Source organism: Streptomyces griseosporeus (assembly GCF_014656055.1).
GTDB classification, from domain to species: Bacteria; Actinomycetota; Actinomycetes; order Streptomycetales; family Streptomycetaceae; genus Streptomyces; species Streptomyces griseosporeus.
Genome location: NZ_BNBR01000003.1, coordinates 721,936 through 737,493, shown reverse-complemented (window position 1 = coordinate 737,493; position 15,558 = coordinate 721,936). Strand labels below are relative to the sequence as shown.

Sequence of the window (15,558 nt, the reverse complement as noted above, 5' to 3'; positions counted from 1 at the left end):
ACGACCACAGGAGTTCGCGCAGCATGGCTGACCTGACCGGCGCCTCGAACGTCGTCGAGATCTTCACCGAGCACGCGCGCACACGCGGCGACTACCGCGCCGTCGCGATCGTGCCCGACCCCTCCGACCCCTCCACCACCCAGTGGGTGACCTACGAGCAGCTCGACCGCGCCGCCCGCGGCTGCGCCGCCGACCTGCTGCGCGGCTGCCGCCCCGGCGACCGCGCGCTGCTCCTGCTGCCGAACTCCGCCGAGTTCGTCGTCGCCCTCCTCGGCTGCTTCTACGCGGGTCTCGTACCGGTCCCGTCGTCGATGCCCGGCCGCTACAAGCAGGACCGGCGCCGGGTGAGCGGCATCGCGCGGGACGCCGGGATCGGCGTGGTGCTCACCGGGCCCGACGAACTGGACGACGTGCTCACCTGGGCCGGGGCGGAGGACCTCGACGTCCCCGTGCTGATCCCCGACGTCGACCCGGAGCCGCTCACCGAGCCGTTCACCCCGCACGCCGCGCACCCCCACGACCTGGCGCTGCTCCAGTACACCTCGGGCTCCACCAGCGACCCCAAGGGCGCCCAGGTCACCCAGCGCAACCTGCTGCTCAACGCGCACGCCATTGACACGTATCTACCGGTGCGCGAGGGCCAGCGCTACGGCGGCTGGATCCCCAACTACCACGACATGGGCCTGATGGGGCACATCCTGACCCCGCTGCTCGCGGGCCGTGGCATCGCCCTGATGACCCCGGCGGCCTTCCTGCGCCGCCCGCGCGCCTGGCTCGAACTCGTCGACCGCTTCGACATCGGCCTGTCCGCCGCACCCAACTTCGCGTACGAGCTGTGCCTGACCCGGGTGCCCGAGGACTCCATCGGCGACCTCGACCTCTCCCGCTGGACGCAGACCATCAGCGGCTCGGAACCGGTCAAGGCGAGCGTCCTGGCGGAGTTCGCGGAGCGGTTCGCGCCCGCCGGCATCCGCCCCGAACAGCTCACGCCCTGCTACGGCATGGCCGAGACCACCCTGATGATCTCGACCACGTCGGGCCGCGTCCCGCGCGTCCTCACCGTCGACCCCGACGCACTGGAGGCGGGCCGGATCGAGCAGGCGGACGGCGGCGCGGGACGGACCCTCGTCAGCTGCGGCGAGCCGCGGCACCTTCAGGCCCGTATCGTCGACCCGGCCACCGGCGAGGCCCTGCCGGAGGGCTCGGTGGGCGAGATCTGGCTGCGCGGTGAACTCGTCGTCGACGGGTACTGGCGCAACCCCGCCGCCACCGAGGCCACGTTCGGCAACCGGGTGTCCGGCGATCCCGGTGACGCAGGGGGCTGGCTGCGCACCGGCGACCTCGGCGCCCTGCTGGAGGGCGAGATCTACGTCACCGGCCGCATCAAGGAGATGATGATCGTCCGCGGCCGGAACATCTACCCGCACGACATCGAGCACGAACTGCGCCGGCAGCACGAGGAGTTGCGTGACACGGTCGGCTCCGTCGTCGCGGTCGCCTCCGGCGCCGGCGACACCGACGGCCGGCTCGTGGTCATCCACGAGGTCCGCCGCCGCGCCCAGGACGAGGAGCTGGCCCGCCTCGCGGCGGGCGTGCGCGCCACCGTGGCCCGCGAGTTCGGCCTGCGCGCCGACGCCGTGCTCCTGATGCGCCGCGGTGCCGTACGCCGCACCACCAGCGGCAAGATCCAGCGCGGCACCATGCGCACCCTGTACGCCAACGGCGAGCTGGAGCCGCTGTGGGCCGACGGCTACACGACGGCCGACCGCCCCGTCGCGATACCGGCGGGAGAACGCGGATGACGACGCCCTGGAGAGCACCGGACCCGACACCCGAGCCCGGCACCGCGGACGCCCACCCGACCACCGCCGCGCCGCCCACGGTCACCACCGGACCCACCGCACCCCCGACCGTCGCCGCCCTCGACGCCCGCCTGCGGGAATGGTCGTGCGGCGGAGGCCCCTTCGACCCCGGGCTGCTTGCCGCGCACGACGAGAAGGAGGCCTTTCCGGCCGAGGCGTGCGCCGCGCTCGACGCCTGGGGACTCCCGGAGTTCTACGTCCCGACGCGCTACGGCGGACGCCAGGAGCGGCTCGACGAGTTCGTCGCCGTGCTGCGCCGGATCGCCGCCCGCGATCTGACGGTGGCCGTGGCGCACGGCAAGACCTTCCTCGGCGGGGTCTGCGTCTGGGCGGCCGGCGACGACGGCCCCGCCCACCTGCTGGCCCGGCACGTCCTCGCGGGGGAGCCCGTGGCCTGGGGTCTGACCGAGCCCGGCGGCGGCAGCGACCTGCTCGCCGGTTCCCTCACCGCCACCCGGCACGGCTCGGGCTGGCGCCTGAGCGGCCGCAAGTGGCCGGTGAACAACGCCACCAGGGGCAACCTGATGTGCGTCCTCGCCCGCACCGAACCGAGCGGCGGGGCACGCGGGTTCAGCCTCTTCCTGATCGACAGGCGCGCCACCCCGGCCGGGACGGTGCGCCCCCTGCCCAAGATGCCCACGCACGGCATCCGGGGCGCCGACATCAGCGGCCTGGAGTTCGACGACGCCAGGGTGCCCGCACACGCCCTGGTCGGCACGGTCGGCGGCGGCCTCGAACTGGTGCTCAAATCACTGCAGCTGACCCGCATCGTGTGCGTGTCGCTGTCCCTGGGCGCCGGCGACCACGCGCTCGCGCTCCTGCGCCGCTTCCTCGGCGAACGACGCCTGTACGGGCGCTTCCTGGCCGACCTGCCGCACGCACGGGACGTCGCGGGCCGTGCCGTGGCCCGGCAGTTCCTCGCCGAGACCGTCGCACACACCGCCGCGCGGGCGGCCCACCAGATCCCCGAGCAGCTGAGCGTCGTGTCCGCGGTGGCCAAGGCGTTCGTGCCGGGCCTGATCCAGGGGCAGCTCCGGCTGGTCGGGGACCTCTTGGGCGCCCGCGGGTTCCTCACCGAGGTCGAGGGATACGGAGCCTTCGCCAAGCTGGAGCGCGACCATCAGGTCGTCCCGCTCTTCGACGGCAGCACGTGGGTCAACCGGGCCGGCCTCGCCGCCGTCCTGCCCGTGCTGCGCCCCGGCCGCCGGCCGGACCCCGCCGGTGCCGGGTCCCCGGCGCGGTGGCTGCGCGCGGACCACCCGCTCGACCCGCTCGACGCGGACCGCCTCCGCCTGATGACCCCGCGCGACGCCCTGCTCGGCGCCCTGCCCGGCCTGGTGGCCGAACTGGCCGCGGAGGAGGAGGTCGAGGAGCCGGCCGTCACGGCCATGGCCCGCGCCCTGCTCGCGGCCTGCGAACAGCTGGGCCGCGACACCGCTGCCCTGCGCCCCACCGGCGGCGCGCCGAGCACCGCCGCGATGCGGCTCGCCGAGCGCTACGAGTGGTGCTTCGCGGGCACCGCCGCCCTCGCGCTGCACCGGGCCCGCCCGGAGCTGCGCGACGGGCCGTGGAGGAGGGACGCGCTGTGGCTGCGCGGCTGCCTGGCCGTCGTCCTCGAAGGCCTGGGCGCCGAACCGGCGGACGCCCCGCGGGTGTACGGCGAGCTGGGCGCCCTCCTGACGGCCGCGCCGGACGTCCCCGTGACGCTGCTCGACGCGACCGAGACGGACGCCCCGGTGGTCCTGCCCGACGAGCCGTCCGCCGGCGGCCCCGGGTCCGCACGCGACGTGGAGGCAGCATGACCGGCATATGGTCCCGCACGGACCATCTGGAGAAACTTCTCGGCGACCCCTGGGACGCCGGCAACCCGGCCGGCTTCGCCGCCGCCGTCGCCGCCGACGAACGCGAGGAGACGGCCGCGGCCGCCGAGGCCGCCCTGGACGACTTCGGCCTGCACGCCGAGTTCGTGCCCCGGGCGCTCGGCGGCCGGCTCGAACGCGTCGACGACATGGTCGAGCTGATGCGCTCGGTGTACCGGCGCGACCCGGCCCTCGGCCTGGGCCGCGGCGGGCAGCTCCTGCCCACCGTCCACGTCTGGACCGCCGGATCGCCCGAGCAGCGCCGCGAGGCGGCCGGCCTGCTGCTCGACAACCGCAGGATCACCTGCGCCGTCCACGAGCTGGCGCACGGCAACGACATCTCCGCCAGCTCCTTCGCGGCACGGCGCGCCGACGACGGCGCTCTGCGCCTGCACGGCCGCAAGGAGTCCATCTCCAACTTCGACCGCGCCGACGCCCTGGTCGTCCTGGCCCGCACGAACGAGTCGAACGGGCCCCGCTCGCACTCCCTGCTCTTCTTCGGCGCCGACCTGCTCGACCCGGCGCGGGTGCGCGTCCTGCCCCGGTTCCGCTCCGTCGGCATGCGCGGCCTGCGGCTCGGCGGCATGGCGGCGGACGGCCTCGAAGTGCCCGGCAGCGCGCTGCTCGGTGCCGAGGGCACGGGCGTGGACACGGTGGTCCGCGCCTTCCAGGTGACCCGGATCGCGTTCCCGGCGATGAGCACCGCCGTGCTCGACACGGCCCTGCGCGTCACGCTGCACCACACGCGGGGGCGCGTGCTCTACGGCCGGCCGGCGGCGGCCCTCCCCATCGTGCGCACGACCCTGGCCGAGGCGTTCGCCGACCTGCTGGTCTGCGAGGCGCTCTGCCGGGCGGCGACCCGTGCCCTCCAGGTGTGCCCGCAGGCCGGCAGTGTGCACGCTCCGACGGTGAAGTACCTGGTCGCGGGCCTGCTCACGGACGCGGTCGAGCGGCTGTCCACGGTGATGGGCTCGGAGTTCTACCGGCGCGACGGCGAGCACGCCGTGTTCCAGAAGCTCGCCCGTGACATCCGGCCGGTCGCCTTCGCCCACATCGCCCGCGCGGCCTGCCTGTCCGCGCTGCTTCCCCAGCTGCCCGGCCTGCTCGGCCGCTCCCGGCGCGACCCGGCCCCCGCACCCGACGCCCTGTTCGCCGCGGAGGCCGACCTGCCCGCACTGGACCTGCCCGGACTGCGGTCGGTCGCCGGCGGCCGGGACCCGCTCGCGGCCTCGCTGCCCACCGTGCTCGACGAGGAGCTGCCGTCGGCCGTACGCCCGCTCGCCGAGGACCACGTACGCGCCTTCGCGGCGCTCACCGAGACCGGCACCGCCCTGCGGCCGCCGCAGCTGGCGATCGACGCCGAGGTGCCGGTGCGCCGGCTCGCGGCCCGCTACACCGTGGCCCTCGCGGCCGCCGCCTGCCTGGGCGTCCACCGCACCGCGGCCTCCGGTGACTTCCTGGCGCGCCCGGAGTGGCTCGTGGCCGCGCTCACCCGTCTGTCGGCCGTCGAGCGGCCGTCCGGCGCGCAGCTGCCGCCCGAGATCGAGGACGCGCTGCTGGAGGAGCTGGGGGACCGGTACGACCGCGGCCTGTCCTTCGGGCTCAGCGCCCGTCCGTACGCGTGAGGCGGCTGCCCGGCCGCGCCCGTCCGCCCGACCCTCCGTCCCCCTCACCGACGTCGTGCGCAGGCGGGGTGGGCGGGCCCGTCGGCCCGCTCTCCCCGCGCACGTCCCGTCGCTCACGCCGAGCGTCCGCCCTACCGCAGATCCAGAGGAGACCCGGAACATGACCACGTTCGCCTTCGACCCCACCGTCCCCGCGCAGCTCGAGGGCTGGCTCGTCGAGCGTCTCGCGGAGTACCTGCCGGACCTGTCCGAGGCCGTCGACCCGCACCGCGACCTCGGCGAGTACGGGCTCGACTCCATCGCGGTCGTGGCCTTCGCCGCCGACGTGGAGGAGCGGCTCGGCACGGCCGTCGATCCCGGCGCGATATGGGACCACCCGACCATCGCCCGGCTCGCGGAGCACCTGGCGTCCGAACTGGCGGCCGCCGCCGGGGCGGACGAGCGGCCGCAGGCCGCCTGACGGACCGGCCGGGCCCCCGGGTACCTCCCCCGGCCCGGGGGCCCGGCCACAGAGGAAGGGGGCCGCGGTGGTGATCCCACCGCGGCCCCCTTCGCGCGGACGGCTCACGCCGCGTCGGCGGCCATCGCGCGCACCAGGCTGAGCGGACGCATGTCGGTCCAGTTCTCCTCCACGTAGGCGAGGCAGGCGGCACGGGTGTCCTCACCGTGCACCGTCCGCCAGCCCGCCGGGACCTCGGCGAACGCCGGCCACAGCGAATGCTGGCCCTCGTCGTTGACGAGCACGAAGTACGACGCCTCGTCGTTCTCGAACGGATTGGCCACGATGCCACCTCACAAGTGCGTGCGGAACTGCGGTCGGCACGAGAGTGGGGCGCGGCTCTACGGCATTCCTACAGGAATCCATTCCTCCGGAAACGACCTGGGTGATCGCGATGGCCGTAACCTGCCACGCACAAAGGGGAGCAGTGGGAACAGAACCGCTTCCCCGTGCGGCCGGGGCCGGCGATCCGACCACGGCGGTTCCGGATTCCGCTGGCAGGCGCGGCGACCACGGTGAACGGCTCCTCGGCCGGTGACGGCAAACGCTGTCAGTTCTCTGCCATCGCAGCAGGCTGTCACGCCGCTTGCTGGAGAAACGCGGATCCCGAAGGCAAGAATCTTCTCGTGCAAAGGCGCCGCTCCGAGCGTGGGTGAGGGCGCCGACAGCAAACGGAAAGTGTTCGGCGATCCACGTCCGGAAGAATTTGGAGTTCATCGATGAAGTCCGCAGCATTCCAGAAGGTCTCCGTCATCACCGTCGCCGTGATCGCGCTCGTGCTCGGGCCCGCGACGGTGGGCACGGCCTTCGCCGACGAGCCGGGCTGGCAGACACCGCTGCCGGAGGTCGGCCAGATCGTCACCGGGCCGCTCGAGGACCCGGGCTGGCAGACGCCGCTGCCGGGCGAGCCGGGCTGGCAGTGAAACCCGGCGGACCCGCTAAAACGATCTTCCGCCGGCCCTGAGGGATTCGCTCGCCCCGGCTCCGACGCCCGCGTCGAGGAGAACGCCCGTTCTACAGATGCGTGTTACTCTGCCCACGTCGCGACAGGCTTGGACCAGGACTTTCGTTCGACGACGGGGTGGGGGACACGTGCTTGAGCCCATAGGGTTGAGTGCGGTGGCAACTGAGGTCTACAGAGCGTCATTACTGAGTTCGGGCGGGTCGGTCGAGGAATTGGCCGAATTGATCGGCCGCCCGGTGGAATTGGTACGGGGAGCGCTCGACGAGTGCGTGCGCCTCGGTCTGATCCGGCCCTCGTGGGAGACCCCCGGCCGGCTGCACGCGATCAGTCCCGACGTCGCTCTCCAGCCCCTGCTGGCACGCCAGGAGTCGGATCTGCTCGCCCGGCAGCGCGAGATAGCCGATACGCGGGTCGAAGTGGCCCGGCTCGCGGAGGAGTTCGCGGCGCTGCGCAGCCGCAGCGAGCGGAATGAGGTGGAGCAGCTCCACGGCATCGACCGGATTCGCGATCGCATAAAGGAACTGAGCGCCGGCTGCGAACGCAGCCTGGTGGCCTTCGCCCCCGGCGGGCACCAGACCCCGGACAACCGCGAGGCGAGCCGCCCGCTCACCGAGGCACTGCGCGACCGTGGTGTGACCATGCGCACCGTCTACCTGGACAGCATCTACAACGACCCCGCGACCGTCGAACACGCCCGCTGGCTGGTCGGGTTGGGCAACGATGTCCGGACCGTGGCCTCGCTGCCGGCCCGCATGATCATCTTCGATGACGAGGCGGCCGTCGTGCCGATGGACCCGGACAACAGCGCCGAGGGGGCGCTGCTGTTCCGGGGCCGCGGGATACTCGCCGCGCTGTCCGAGCTGTTCCGCATGGTGTGGGAGCGCGCCGCCCCGGTCGCCACCGGCCGAAGACAGCGCACGAGTACCGACGACAACGGCCTGACCAGTCAGGAGAGCGCCGTACTGCGGCTGCTCAGCGAGGGCCTCACCGACGAGGGCGTGGCACGCAAGCTCGGGGTCTCGGTGCGCACGGGCCGCCGGATCACCGCGGAGCTGATGGCGAGGCTCGGCGCCAGGAGCCGCTTCCAGGCCGGTCTGCGGGCGGCCCGCCTCGGCTGGATCGGCGAGAGCCCGGACGACGAGGGCGGCGTGACCGAGCTGCTCGACCTGGATCCGTCCAGGACCACGACGACACCGGGGGGCACGCCTCCCGCCGGCAGCCGCCTGGCCGGCTGCTGAACGACGGCACACGCCAGGCCCGTCACGCGAGGGCATGAGCGCCGGCACACGCCGGGCCGTCGGGCGACGGCACGATCCGGGCCGTCGGGCGGCGGGACCGCCGTACGGTTCAGGCGGCCGCCACCGGACCGGTCACGGCACGCGGACCGGACTGGGGACCGAGGAACCCGCCTCGGTAGTACAGGAGCGGACCGGCGTCCTCGGTGCCCTCGGGCGCGCTCAGGTCCATGACCCGGCCCACCACGATCCGGTGGTCGCCAGCCGGGAACACCTTCTCGATCCGGCAGTCCACCCACGCGATACCGCCGGCCAGCCGCGGCGACCCGGTCACCTCGGCCGGACTCCAGGCCACCCCGGCGAACTTGTCCCCTCCGGAACGGCCGAACCTGCGGCACACATCGGCCTGGTCGGCGCCGAGCACCGTCGCGCAGAAGACGCCCGCCCGCTCGATCCGGGCTCCGCTCGCCGACGTCCCGGACACCGCGAACGACACCAGCGGCGGATCCAGGGACAGTGACGTGAAGGACTGGCACGCGAAGCCGGCCGGGGCGCCCTCGTGCACGGCGGAGATGATCGTCACCCCCGTACAGAATCGGCCGAGCACGTCACGGAAGCGGCTCCCGTCGAAGCGGAGGGCGGTGGCGGTTGTGTTCACGCGAACCTCACAGGGCAGGGGGCAACGGTCGACGCGCCGCGGGGCGCACGCCGGACGATCACCGTCTCCGCGTCCCCTACACGAGGTCTACACGGCCCTGGCCGGTGCTGCTGCGCGAGCGTCGCCGTCCGATCTCGGCCAGGACGGCCGGCGGACGATTCGTAGGACGCGCGGCATAGGAATACCGTAGGCCGCCGCCCTTTGATGAACCACGTGTCGTAGGCCGCCGGCGCACTGTCCTGTCCCCCACCGGCCTTCCTGTTGCGATGTCGGAGAAAGGCCGTGTGGTGATCGTGGAGCCCTGGACGCCGCTGGAGATCGACCCGGAGGGCATCGGCGGACCCGAGGAACTCGTCCAACGACTGGCCGAGCTGGGACCGCAGGAGCTGACGGACCTGCTCGCCGAGGAGAAGGCCCTGGTCTTCCGCGGGTTCGACGTGACCCCCGACAGCCTCGCCGACGTGCTCGACCTGCTGCTCCCCACCCGGTGCCGGCAGGGCCCGCGGTCGGCCGACGGGGTCCTCGGCGGCATCTGCCGGGTCACCGAGGACCGGCCCGAGACCACGGTGTGGCCGTATCACAAGATGAGTGCCGCCCATGCCTGGCCCACGCGGCTCGCCGTGTACTGCGACGCCGCCCCGCTCACCGGCGGCGCCAGCATGCTGGTGGACGGCGAGGCCTGGCTCACCGCGCTCGACCCCGTACTGCGCGAACGCCTCACCCCGGGGGTGCGCTACGTCCGCTACCTCCACGACGGATCCCGCGTCGGCGAGAGCTGGCAGAGCGCCTTCGGCACCGACCGGCGCGAGCAGGTCGAGCTGTTCCTCGACGGCACCGGCGACGCCTGGGTGTGGATGGCGGACGGCGGGATCCAGGTCTCGCGCACCTGTCCCGCCACCGTCAGACACCCGGTCACCGGCGCCGAGGTCTGGTTCAACCAGATCCACCGCTGGCATCCGGCCGGGTGCGGAACCCGGGACGCGCTGTCGCGGATCCTGCCGGAGGACCAGCTGCCCTGGAACGTCACGTTCGCCGACGGATCCGCGATCCCCGACCACGTCGTGGGCGAGATCTGCCGCCGGGGCTTCGCCACCGCGGTCGACATCCCCTGGAACCAGGGCGATCTGATGCTCCTCGACAACGTGTCCCTCGCCCACGGCCGCCGCCCCTTCACCGGGACGCGCCGCATCTGCGTCGCCATGTCGAACTGACGGCCTCACCGCAGTACGGCCCCCACACCCCCCTCGCGAGGAGCCTGTTCATGCACGGAGCGACGTACCGGACCCTGCGCCAGACCGATGCCGTCCACGTCTGGCAGGGCAGGGTCCCCGACTCCTTCGACCCCGCGGCCCTCGCCGTCCTCTCACCCGGCGAACGGGAGACCGCCGCCCGCCGCCCCGCACCCGTCGGCACGCGCTACGCCCGGGTGCACGCGGAGGTACGGCGCATCCTCGCCGGCTATCTCGACGCCGACCCGGGGGAGCTGCGGGTGGGCCGATGGCCCTGCCCGCGCTGCCCCGACCCGGCGCACGGCAGGCCCCGGCTGGAGTTCCCCAGGACGGGGCTCGACTTCAACCTCTCCCACTCCGGGGCGCACTGGCTGCTCGCGGTCACCGCGGAGCGGCCGGTGGGGGTGGATCTGGAGAACGCCCGCCCGGCGGCGGACCTGTGGACCACCTCGGCCGCCGTCATGTCACCGTCCGAGCTGCGCCATCTGAGGGGGCTGCCGGACGAGGCCGCGCGCACGGCCGCGTACTACCGGGCCTGGACCCGCAAGGAAGCGGTGGTCAAGGCGAGCGGTGTGGGCGTCGTGGCGGACCTGCGGGCCGTGGAGGTACGTCCCCACGAACCGGCACCCGTCCTGGTACGCCATGCCGAGCCGCGCGGGCCGCAGCTGTGGCTGGTGCGCGACCTGCCGCTCGGCCCCGGCCGGTACGGCGCCCTGGCCACGGAACCCGAACTCCGCGGCCCTGTCCTCCTGATCGACCCGGCCGGCCCCGGCACGGCGGTCGTCCCGGTCCGGGACGGCGAGGCACCGCTCCAAGGACCCGTCCCGGACGGTCTTCCGTCGCACCGGTTGCCCCTTCCGGACGGTGTTCCGTCGCGCCGGTTGCCCCTTCCGGACGGCGAACCGCCGCTCCAGGCGCCCGTGCCGGGCGGCGTACCGCCGTTCCAGGTGTCCGTCCCGGAGGGAGAACCGCCGCGGCGGTGACCACGCTGTCCGCCGCCGAGGGGCGTCCTCGCCCCGCCCGAGGCCGTCACCCGCTCCCCGCCGGCGGGTGACGGCCTCGCGCGTGCGGTCCTCAGGCGGCGGACCGCTGGACCTCCCGCGCGTAGCCGCTCGTCCCGGCGAACAGCCGTACCAGACTGTTGAGCCGGTACACCGGCTCGCCCGGTTCGTCCGAGAAGCTGAGCAGCCCCTGGTCGACGAGGGCCTCCAGTCCCGCCTCGAGCGGCGTCGCCGCGAGACCGAGCGACCGGGCCGCCGACCGTACGGAGAAGACCTCCCGGTCCAGCCGCGGCAGCAGCAGGAGCAGCCGGCGCTGCTCCCGGCCGAGACGGTCGATCGCGGCCGACAGGCTGCGGGGCACGGACAGTCCGCGCGCCTGCAGCTCCCCCAGCCGGCCGTGCGGATCGGCGAGGCGGTCCGCGAACCGCCGCAGCGAGGAACTCGGCCGGGCCGCGAGCCGCGTCGCCACGATCCGTACGGCCAGCGGCAGGCCCGCGCAGTACTGGGCGATGTCCATCGCGGACTGCGGCTCCGCGGCGATCCGCGCCGGGTCCACGGCCGCCGACAGCATCTGGAAGCCCTCCTTGGTGCTGAGCGGCGACAGCACGAGGGTGTGCAGCCCGCCGATCGGCCCGAGCAGCGTCTGGCTGGTGATCAGCACGCCCGGCTCGGGCGCCCCGGGCAGCAGCGGGGACAGCTGCAGCTCGCTGACCGCGTTGTCCAGCAGGATGAGCAGCCGCCGCCCCGCGGTCCGCGTCCGGTACAGCCTGACCAGCTCGTCGAGGTTCGACTCCCCAGCGCCCACCGGTTCCCCGAGGGAGCGCAGCATCCCCACCAGCAGGTCCCGCGGATCGACGGGCGAGCCGTCCGGGTGCCTGAGACTCACGTACAACTGGCCATCGGGGAAGGCGTCGATGCACTCGTTGGCCGCCCGTACGGCGAGGGCGGTCTTGCCGATCCCCGGCATGCCCGTCACCAGGAAGCGCCGGGTGTGCCAGGACCGGTCCTCGGCCGGCGGAAGCAGCCGGCGCAGTTCGGCCAGCTCGGCGTGCCGGCCGGTGAAGTCCGGTATGTCCGCGGGCAGCAGGGCGGGCGGAGCGGTCCGCGCCGCCGCGCGGCGGGCAGGCGGTGCCACCAGGGGGTCGCCGGTGAGGACGGCCTGGTAGACGGAGGTCAGCTCGGCGCCCGGGTCCACGCCGAGTTCGTCCGCGAGCACCCGGCGCCCCTCGTGGTACGCGGTGAGCGCGTCGGCCTGCCGTCCGCACTGGTAGAGCGCCTTCATCAGATGCGCCCGCATCCGCTCCCGGACCGGGAACTCGGCGACCAGGGCGGTCAGTTCGGGCACCACCTGACGGTGCCGGCCCAGCTCCAGATCGGCCTCGATCCGGTTCTCCAGCGTCACCGCGCGGGCTTCCTCCAGCCGGGGCAGCTCGGCGTCGGCCAGGAACTCGGTGACGTTCGACAGCGCGGTGCCGCGCCACAGGTCCAGGGCGTCGCGCAGCAGCGCGCCTGCCCGCTCCACGTCACCCGTCTCCTGCGCCTCGGTGCCGAGCCCGCTGAGCCGCTCGAACTCCCGGACGTCCACCAGGGCGTTGCCGGTGTCCAGTGCGTAGCCCGGCAGCCGGCGCTCGATCCGCACGCCGTCGCCGAGCCTCATGCGCAGCCGCGAGATGTAGGTGTAGATCTGCGCGCTGACCGTGGCCGGCGGGTTCCACCCCCACAGCAACTGGCTGAGCTGCGCGTCGGAGACGACCCGTCCCCTGGCGAGCAGCAGAGCCGCAAGCACCGTCTTGACCTTGGTCCCCGACAGAACGACGGGTTCGCCGTCTCTGCGGGCTTCCACAGGACCGAGAATCCGGAACTCCATGACACCCCCTGGTTGGCTGCTTTGCGTTGCCCAGTCTGTGAGCGCACAAGCCCGGTTGGGGGGTCCGGGACCTGTCAGGAGGCTGCGGTGGCAGGACCTTGCGAGCACGGCGCCGTGTCCTCCCGGCACGCCGTGTCGTTCCGCGGGCCGGCCCGGCGTGCCTTCCGAAGGCCGGCCCGGGGCGTGTTCCGCGGGCCGGGCCGGGGTGCGCCGAGGGGCCGCGGCGGCAGCTGCCACCGCGGCCCCTCGGGGCGGTTCGGGTCAGGCGCCGGTGCCGGCCATGGCGTGCACCAGGCTGAGCGGGCGCATGTCGGTCCAGTTCTGCTCCACGTACTCCAGGCAGGCGGCGCGGGTGTCCTCGCCGTGCACGGCCTTCCAGCCGGCCGGGATCTCCGCGAACGCCGGCCACAGGGAGTGCTGCCCCTCGTCGTTGACGAGCACGTAGTAGGACGCCTCGTCGTTCTCGAACGGATTCGCCACGGTTTCCACCTCACACGTCAGCAACTGCGGTCCGCACGATCGTCGCGGCCGGCTCTATACGATTCCTGCGCCGCGCCGCCGGCCACGGTCCCCTCAGGGCCGCGGCGGGTGTGGCAGGAAGCGGCCTCCGGCCGGGAGCTGCCGCCGCCTCCACCCGTACGCGAGGGCCGGCCCGGGACGCGCCGATGCCCTCCGGCCTGGGGACAGAGGGCGGAGGGACGCGGGGGAGGGGTGCCGCTAGGCGACCAGCGGCTCCCACCAGGCGCGGTTGTCGCGGTACCACTGCACGGTCTCCGCGAGCCCCGCGCGGAAGTCCTTGCGCGGCGCGTAACCGAGCTCGCGGCGGATCTTGGCGCAGTCGACCGAGTACCGGCGGTCGTGGCCCGCGCGGTCGGCGACGTACTCGACGCTGGTCTCCCAGTCGGCGCCGCACGCGTCGAGCAGCAGCGCGGTCAGCTCCCGGTTGGACAGTTCGGTGCCGCCGCCGATGTTGTAGATCTCGCCCGGCCTGCCCTTGGTGCGCACCAGGTCGATGCCCTGGACGTGGTCGTCGATGTGCAGCCAGTCGCGGACGTTGCCGCCGTCGCCGTACAGCGGGACCTTCTTGCCGTCGAGCAGGTTCGTCACGAACAGCGGGATGAGTTTCTCGGGGAAGTGGTGGTGCCCGTAGTTGTTGGAGCAGCGCGTGACCCGCACGTCCAGGCCGTGGGTGCGGTGGTAGGACAGCGCGAGCAGGTCGCTCGCGGCCTTGGCCGCGGAATAGGGCGAGTTGGGGGCCAGCGGGTGCGTCTCCGGCCACGAGCCCTCGTCGATGGAGCCGTAGACCTCGTCGGTGGAGACGTGGACGAACGTGCGGCCGCCCGCCCGGTGTGCCGCCTCGACCAGTGTGTGCGTGCCGACCACATTGGTCCTGACGAACTCGGCGCCGCCGTCGATCGACCGGTCGACATGGGACTCGGCGGCGAAGTGCACCACCTCGTCGTGCTCGGCCATCAGCTTCGCGACCAGGTCGGCGTCGCAGATGTCGCCGTGCACGAACGAGAAGCCCGGACGGTCCTCGACCTCGGCGAGGTTGGCGCGATTGCCCGCATAGGTGAGCAGGTCGAGCACGGTGACCGACACGTTCCCCGGGCCCTCGGGGCCGAGCAGCGTACGCACGTAGTGGGAGCCGATGAAACCGGCGCCGCCGGTGACGAGTATCCGGGAGCTCACGACGAGATCTGGACCTTACTGTGATCACCGAGCACGAGCCGGTGGGCGGACGGGGTACGGGGAGCCGGCGTGACCTCGACGTCACGGCCGATGAGGGAGGCCTCGACCCGGCGCACGCCGCGGACCGAGGAGCCGCGCAGGACGATGGAGTACTCGATCTCGCTTTCCTCGATCCGGCAGTGCGCCGAGACCGAGGTGTACGGGCCGATGTAGGCGTCGCGCACGACCGTGCCCTCGCCGATCACGACGGGGCCGACGATCCGGCTGCCGACGATCTCGGCGCCCTCCTCGATCACCACGCGGCCGATGACCTCGGAGCCCTCGTCGACCCGCCCGTGCACGAACGGTTCGAGCGTGTCCAGGACGGAGCGGTTGACCTCCAGCATGTCCGCGGTGTTCCCGGTGTCCTTCCAGTACCCGGAGATCGCCGTCGAGCGGACCGTGCGGCCGTGGTCGATCAGCCACTGGAGGGCGTCGGTGATCTCCAGCTCGCCGCGCCAGGACGGTTCGATGGCGCGGACGGCCTCGTGGACCGCCGGGGTGAACAGATAGACACCGACCAGGGCGAGGTCGCTCTTGGGCCGCAGCGGCTTCTCCTCCAGGCCGACCACGTTCCCCGCGGCGTCCAGCTCCGCGACGCCGAACGCCGTCGGGTCGGCGACCCGGGTGAGCAGGATCTGCGCGTCGGGCCGCTCCGCGCGGAAGCCGTCCACCAGCGAACGGATGCCGCCGACGATGAAGTTGTCGCCGAGGTACATCACGAAGTCGTCGTCGCCGAGGAAGTCCTCGGCGATCCGCACGGCATGGGCGAGGCCGAGCGGCGACGCCTGCGGAATGTAGGTGACCTTCAGACCGAACCGGGCGCCGTCCCCGACGGCTTCCTCGATCTCCTCGGCGGTGTCGCCGACGACGATTCCCACCTCGATGATGCCGGCCTCGGCGATGGCCTCCAGGCCGTAGAAGAGCACCGGCTTGTTCGCCACCGGCACCAACTGCTTGGCCGAGGTGTGGGTGATCGGGCGCAACCGGGTGCCCGCGCCCCCGGCCAGGACCAAAGCTTTCATGGA

Annotated in this window: 14 protein-coding genes; 8 read left to right on the top strand and 6 right to left on the bottom strand. The window is 73.3% G+C overall.

All coding sequences use genetic code 11. From position 1 onward, the window contains the following. Positions 1 to 23: 23 nt before the first annotated feature. The 4 genes from IE308_RS18005 to IE308_RS17990 all read left to right on the top strand — a co-directional run bounded on the left by IE308_RS18005 (position 24) and on the right by IE308_RS17990 (position 5,806). Positions 24 to 1,802 carry a fatty acyl-AMP ligase gene (locus tag IE308_RS18005; protein WP_190218694.1) on the top strand — a complete coding sequence of 593 codons (1,779 nt, stop codon included), beginning with the start codon at positions 24 to 26 and terminating at the stop codon, positions 1,800 to 1,802. Continuing rightward, a complete protein-coding gene (locus tag IE308_RS18000) occupies positions 1,799 to 3,664 on the top strand; it encodes an acyl-CoA dehydrogenase family protein (protein WP_190218693.1) in 1,866 nt (621 codons plus the stop codon). The genes IE308_RS18005 and IE308_RS18000 overlap by 4 nt, the downstream gene beginning before the upstream one ends. Next, positions 3,661 to 5,346: an acyl-CoA dehydrogenase family protein gene (locus IE308_RS17995; protein WP_190218692.1), complete on the top strand. Its 1,686-nt coding sequence runs from the start codon at positions 3,661 to 3,663 to the stop codon at positions 5,344 to 5,346. Before IE308_RS18000 ends, IE308_RS17995 begins: the two co-directional genes overlap by 4 nt. Positions 5,347 to 5,506: 160 nt before the next feature. After that, positions 5,507 to 5,806, top strand: a complete 300-nt coding sequence (locus IE308_RS17990) for an acyl carrier protein (protein ID WP_110630138.1) — start codon at positions 5,507 to 5,509, stop codon at positions 5,804 to 5,806. A gap of 104 nt (positions 5,807 to 5,910) precedes the next feature. Here the strand turns inward: IE308_RS17990 and IE308_RS17985 are convergent, their stop codons facing one another. Beyond that, on the bottom strand, positions 5,911 to 6,129 hold the full coding sequence (locus tag IE308_RS17985; protein ID WP_275429374.1) for an MbtH family protein: 219 nt from the start codon (positions 6,127 to 6,129) through the stop codon (positions 5,911 to 5,913). 435 nt (positions 6,130 to 6,564) lie between these two features. On the opposite strand from IE308_RS17985, the gene IE308_RS17980 reads away from it, so the two are divergent. Together IE308_RS17980 and IE308_RS17975 are read left to right on the top strand one after the other, a co-directional pair. Further along, complete coding sequence (locus IE308_RS17980; protein ID WP_110630142.1) at positions 6,565 to 6,768, top strand: hypothetical protein; 204 nt, start codon at positions 6,565 to 6,567, stop codon at positions 6,766 to 6,768. Between the two features lie 253 nt (positions 6,769 to 7,021). After that, positions 7,022 to 8,047, top strand: coding sequence for a LuxR C-terminal-related transcriptional regulator (locus IE308_RS17975; protein ID WP_229908918.1), 1,026 nt, complete (start codon positions 7,022 to 7,024; stop codon positions 8,045 to 8,047). A gap of 109 nt (positions 8,048 to 8,156) precedes the next feature. Here the strand turns inward: IE308_RS17975 and IE308_RS17970 are convergent, their stop codons facing one another. Beyond that, positions 8,157 to 8,702 carry a flavin reductase family protein gene (locus IE308_RS17970; RefSeq protein ID WP_110630146.1) on the bottom strand — a complete coding sequence of 182 codons (546 nt, stop codon included), beginning with the start codon at positions 8,700 to 8,702 and terminating at the stop codon, positions 8,157 to 8,159. 266 nt (positions 8,703 to 8,968) lie between these two features. Between IE308_RS17970 and IE308_RS17965 the strand changes: the two genes are divergently transcribed. Together IE308_RS17965 and IE308_RS17960 are read left to right on the top strand one after the other, a co-directional pair. Next, positions 8,969 to 9,913 carry a TauD/TfdA family dioxygenase gene (locus IE308_RS17965; protein ID WP_190218691.1) on the top strand — a complete coding sequence of 315 codons (945 nt, stop codon included), beginning with the start codon at positions 8,969 to 8,971 and terminating at the stop codon, positions 9,911 to 9,913. A gap of 50 nt (positions 9,914 to 9,963) precedes the next feature. After that, positions 9,964 to 10,914: a 4'-phosphopantetheinyl transferase family protein gene (locus IE308_RS17960; protein WP_190218690.1), complete on the top strand. Its 951-nt coding sequence runs from the start codon at positions 9,964 to 9,966 to the stop codon at positions 10,912 to 10,914. A 91-nt stretch (positions 10,915 to 11,005) separates the two neighbouring features. Here the strand turns inward: IE308_RS17960 and IE308_RS17955 are convergent, their stop codons facing one another. The 4 genes from IE308_RS17955 to IE308_RS17940 all read right to left on the bottom strand — a co-directional run bounded on the left by IE308_RS17955 (position 11,006) and on the right by IE308_RS17940 (position 15,555). After that, positions 11,006 to 12,775 (bottom strand): AfsR/SARP family transcriptional regulator, encoded by a 1,770-nt coding sequence (locus IE308_RS17955; protein WP_229908917.1) that lies wholly within the window; start codon positions 12,773 to 12,775, stop codon positions 11,006 to 11,008. A gap of 285 nt (positions 12,776 to 13,060) precedes the next feature. Continuing rightward, the gene (locus IE308_RS17950) at positions 13,061 to 13,279 is read right to left on the bottom strand and encodes an MbtH family protein (protein WP_190218688.1); all 219 of its coding nucleotides are present in this window, start codon (positions 13,277 to 13,279) and stop codon (positions 13,061 to 13,063) included. 237 nt (positions 13,280 to 13,516) lie between these two features. After that, positions 13,517 to 14,491: a dTDP-glucose 4,6-dehydratase gene (rfbB, locus tag IE308_RS17945; RefSeq protein WP_190218687.1), complete on the bottom strand. Its 975-nt coding sequence runs from the start codon at positions 14,489 to 14,491 to the stop codon at positions 13,517 to 13,519. Then, positions 14,488 to 15,555: a glucose-1-phosphate thymidylyltransferase gene (locus IE308_RS17940; protein WP_110630158.1), complete on the bottom strand. Its 1,068-nt coding sequence runs from the start codon at positions 15,553 to 15,555 to the stop codon at positions 14,488 to 14,490. The genes rfbB and IE308_RS17940 overlap by 4 nt, the downstream gene beginning before the upstream one ends. Positions 15,556 to 15,558: the final 3 nt, after the last annotated feature.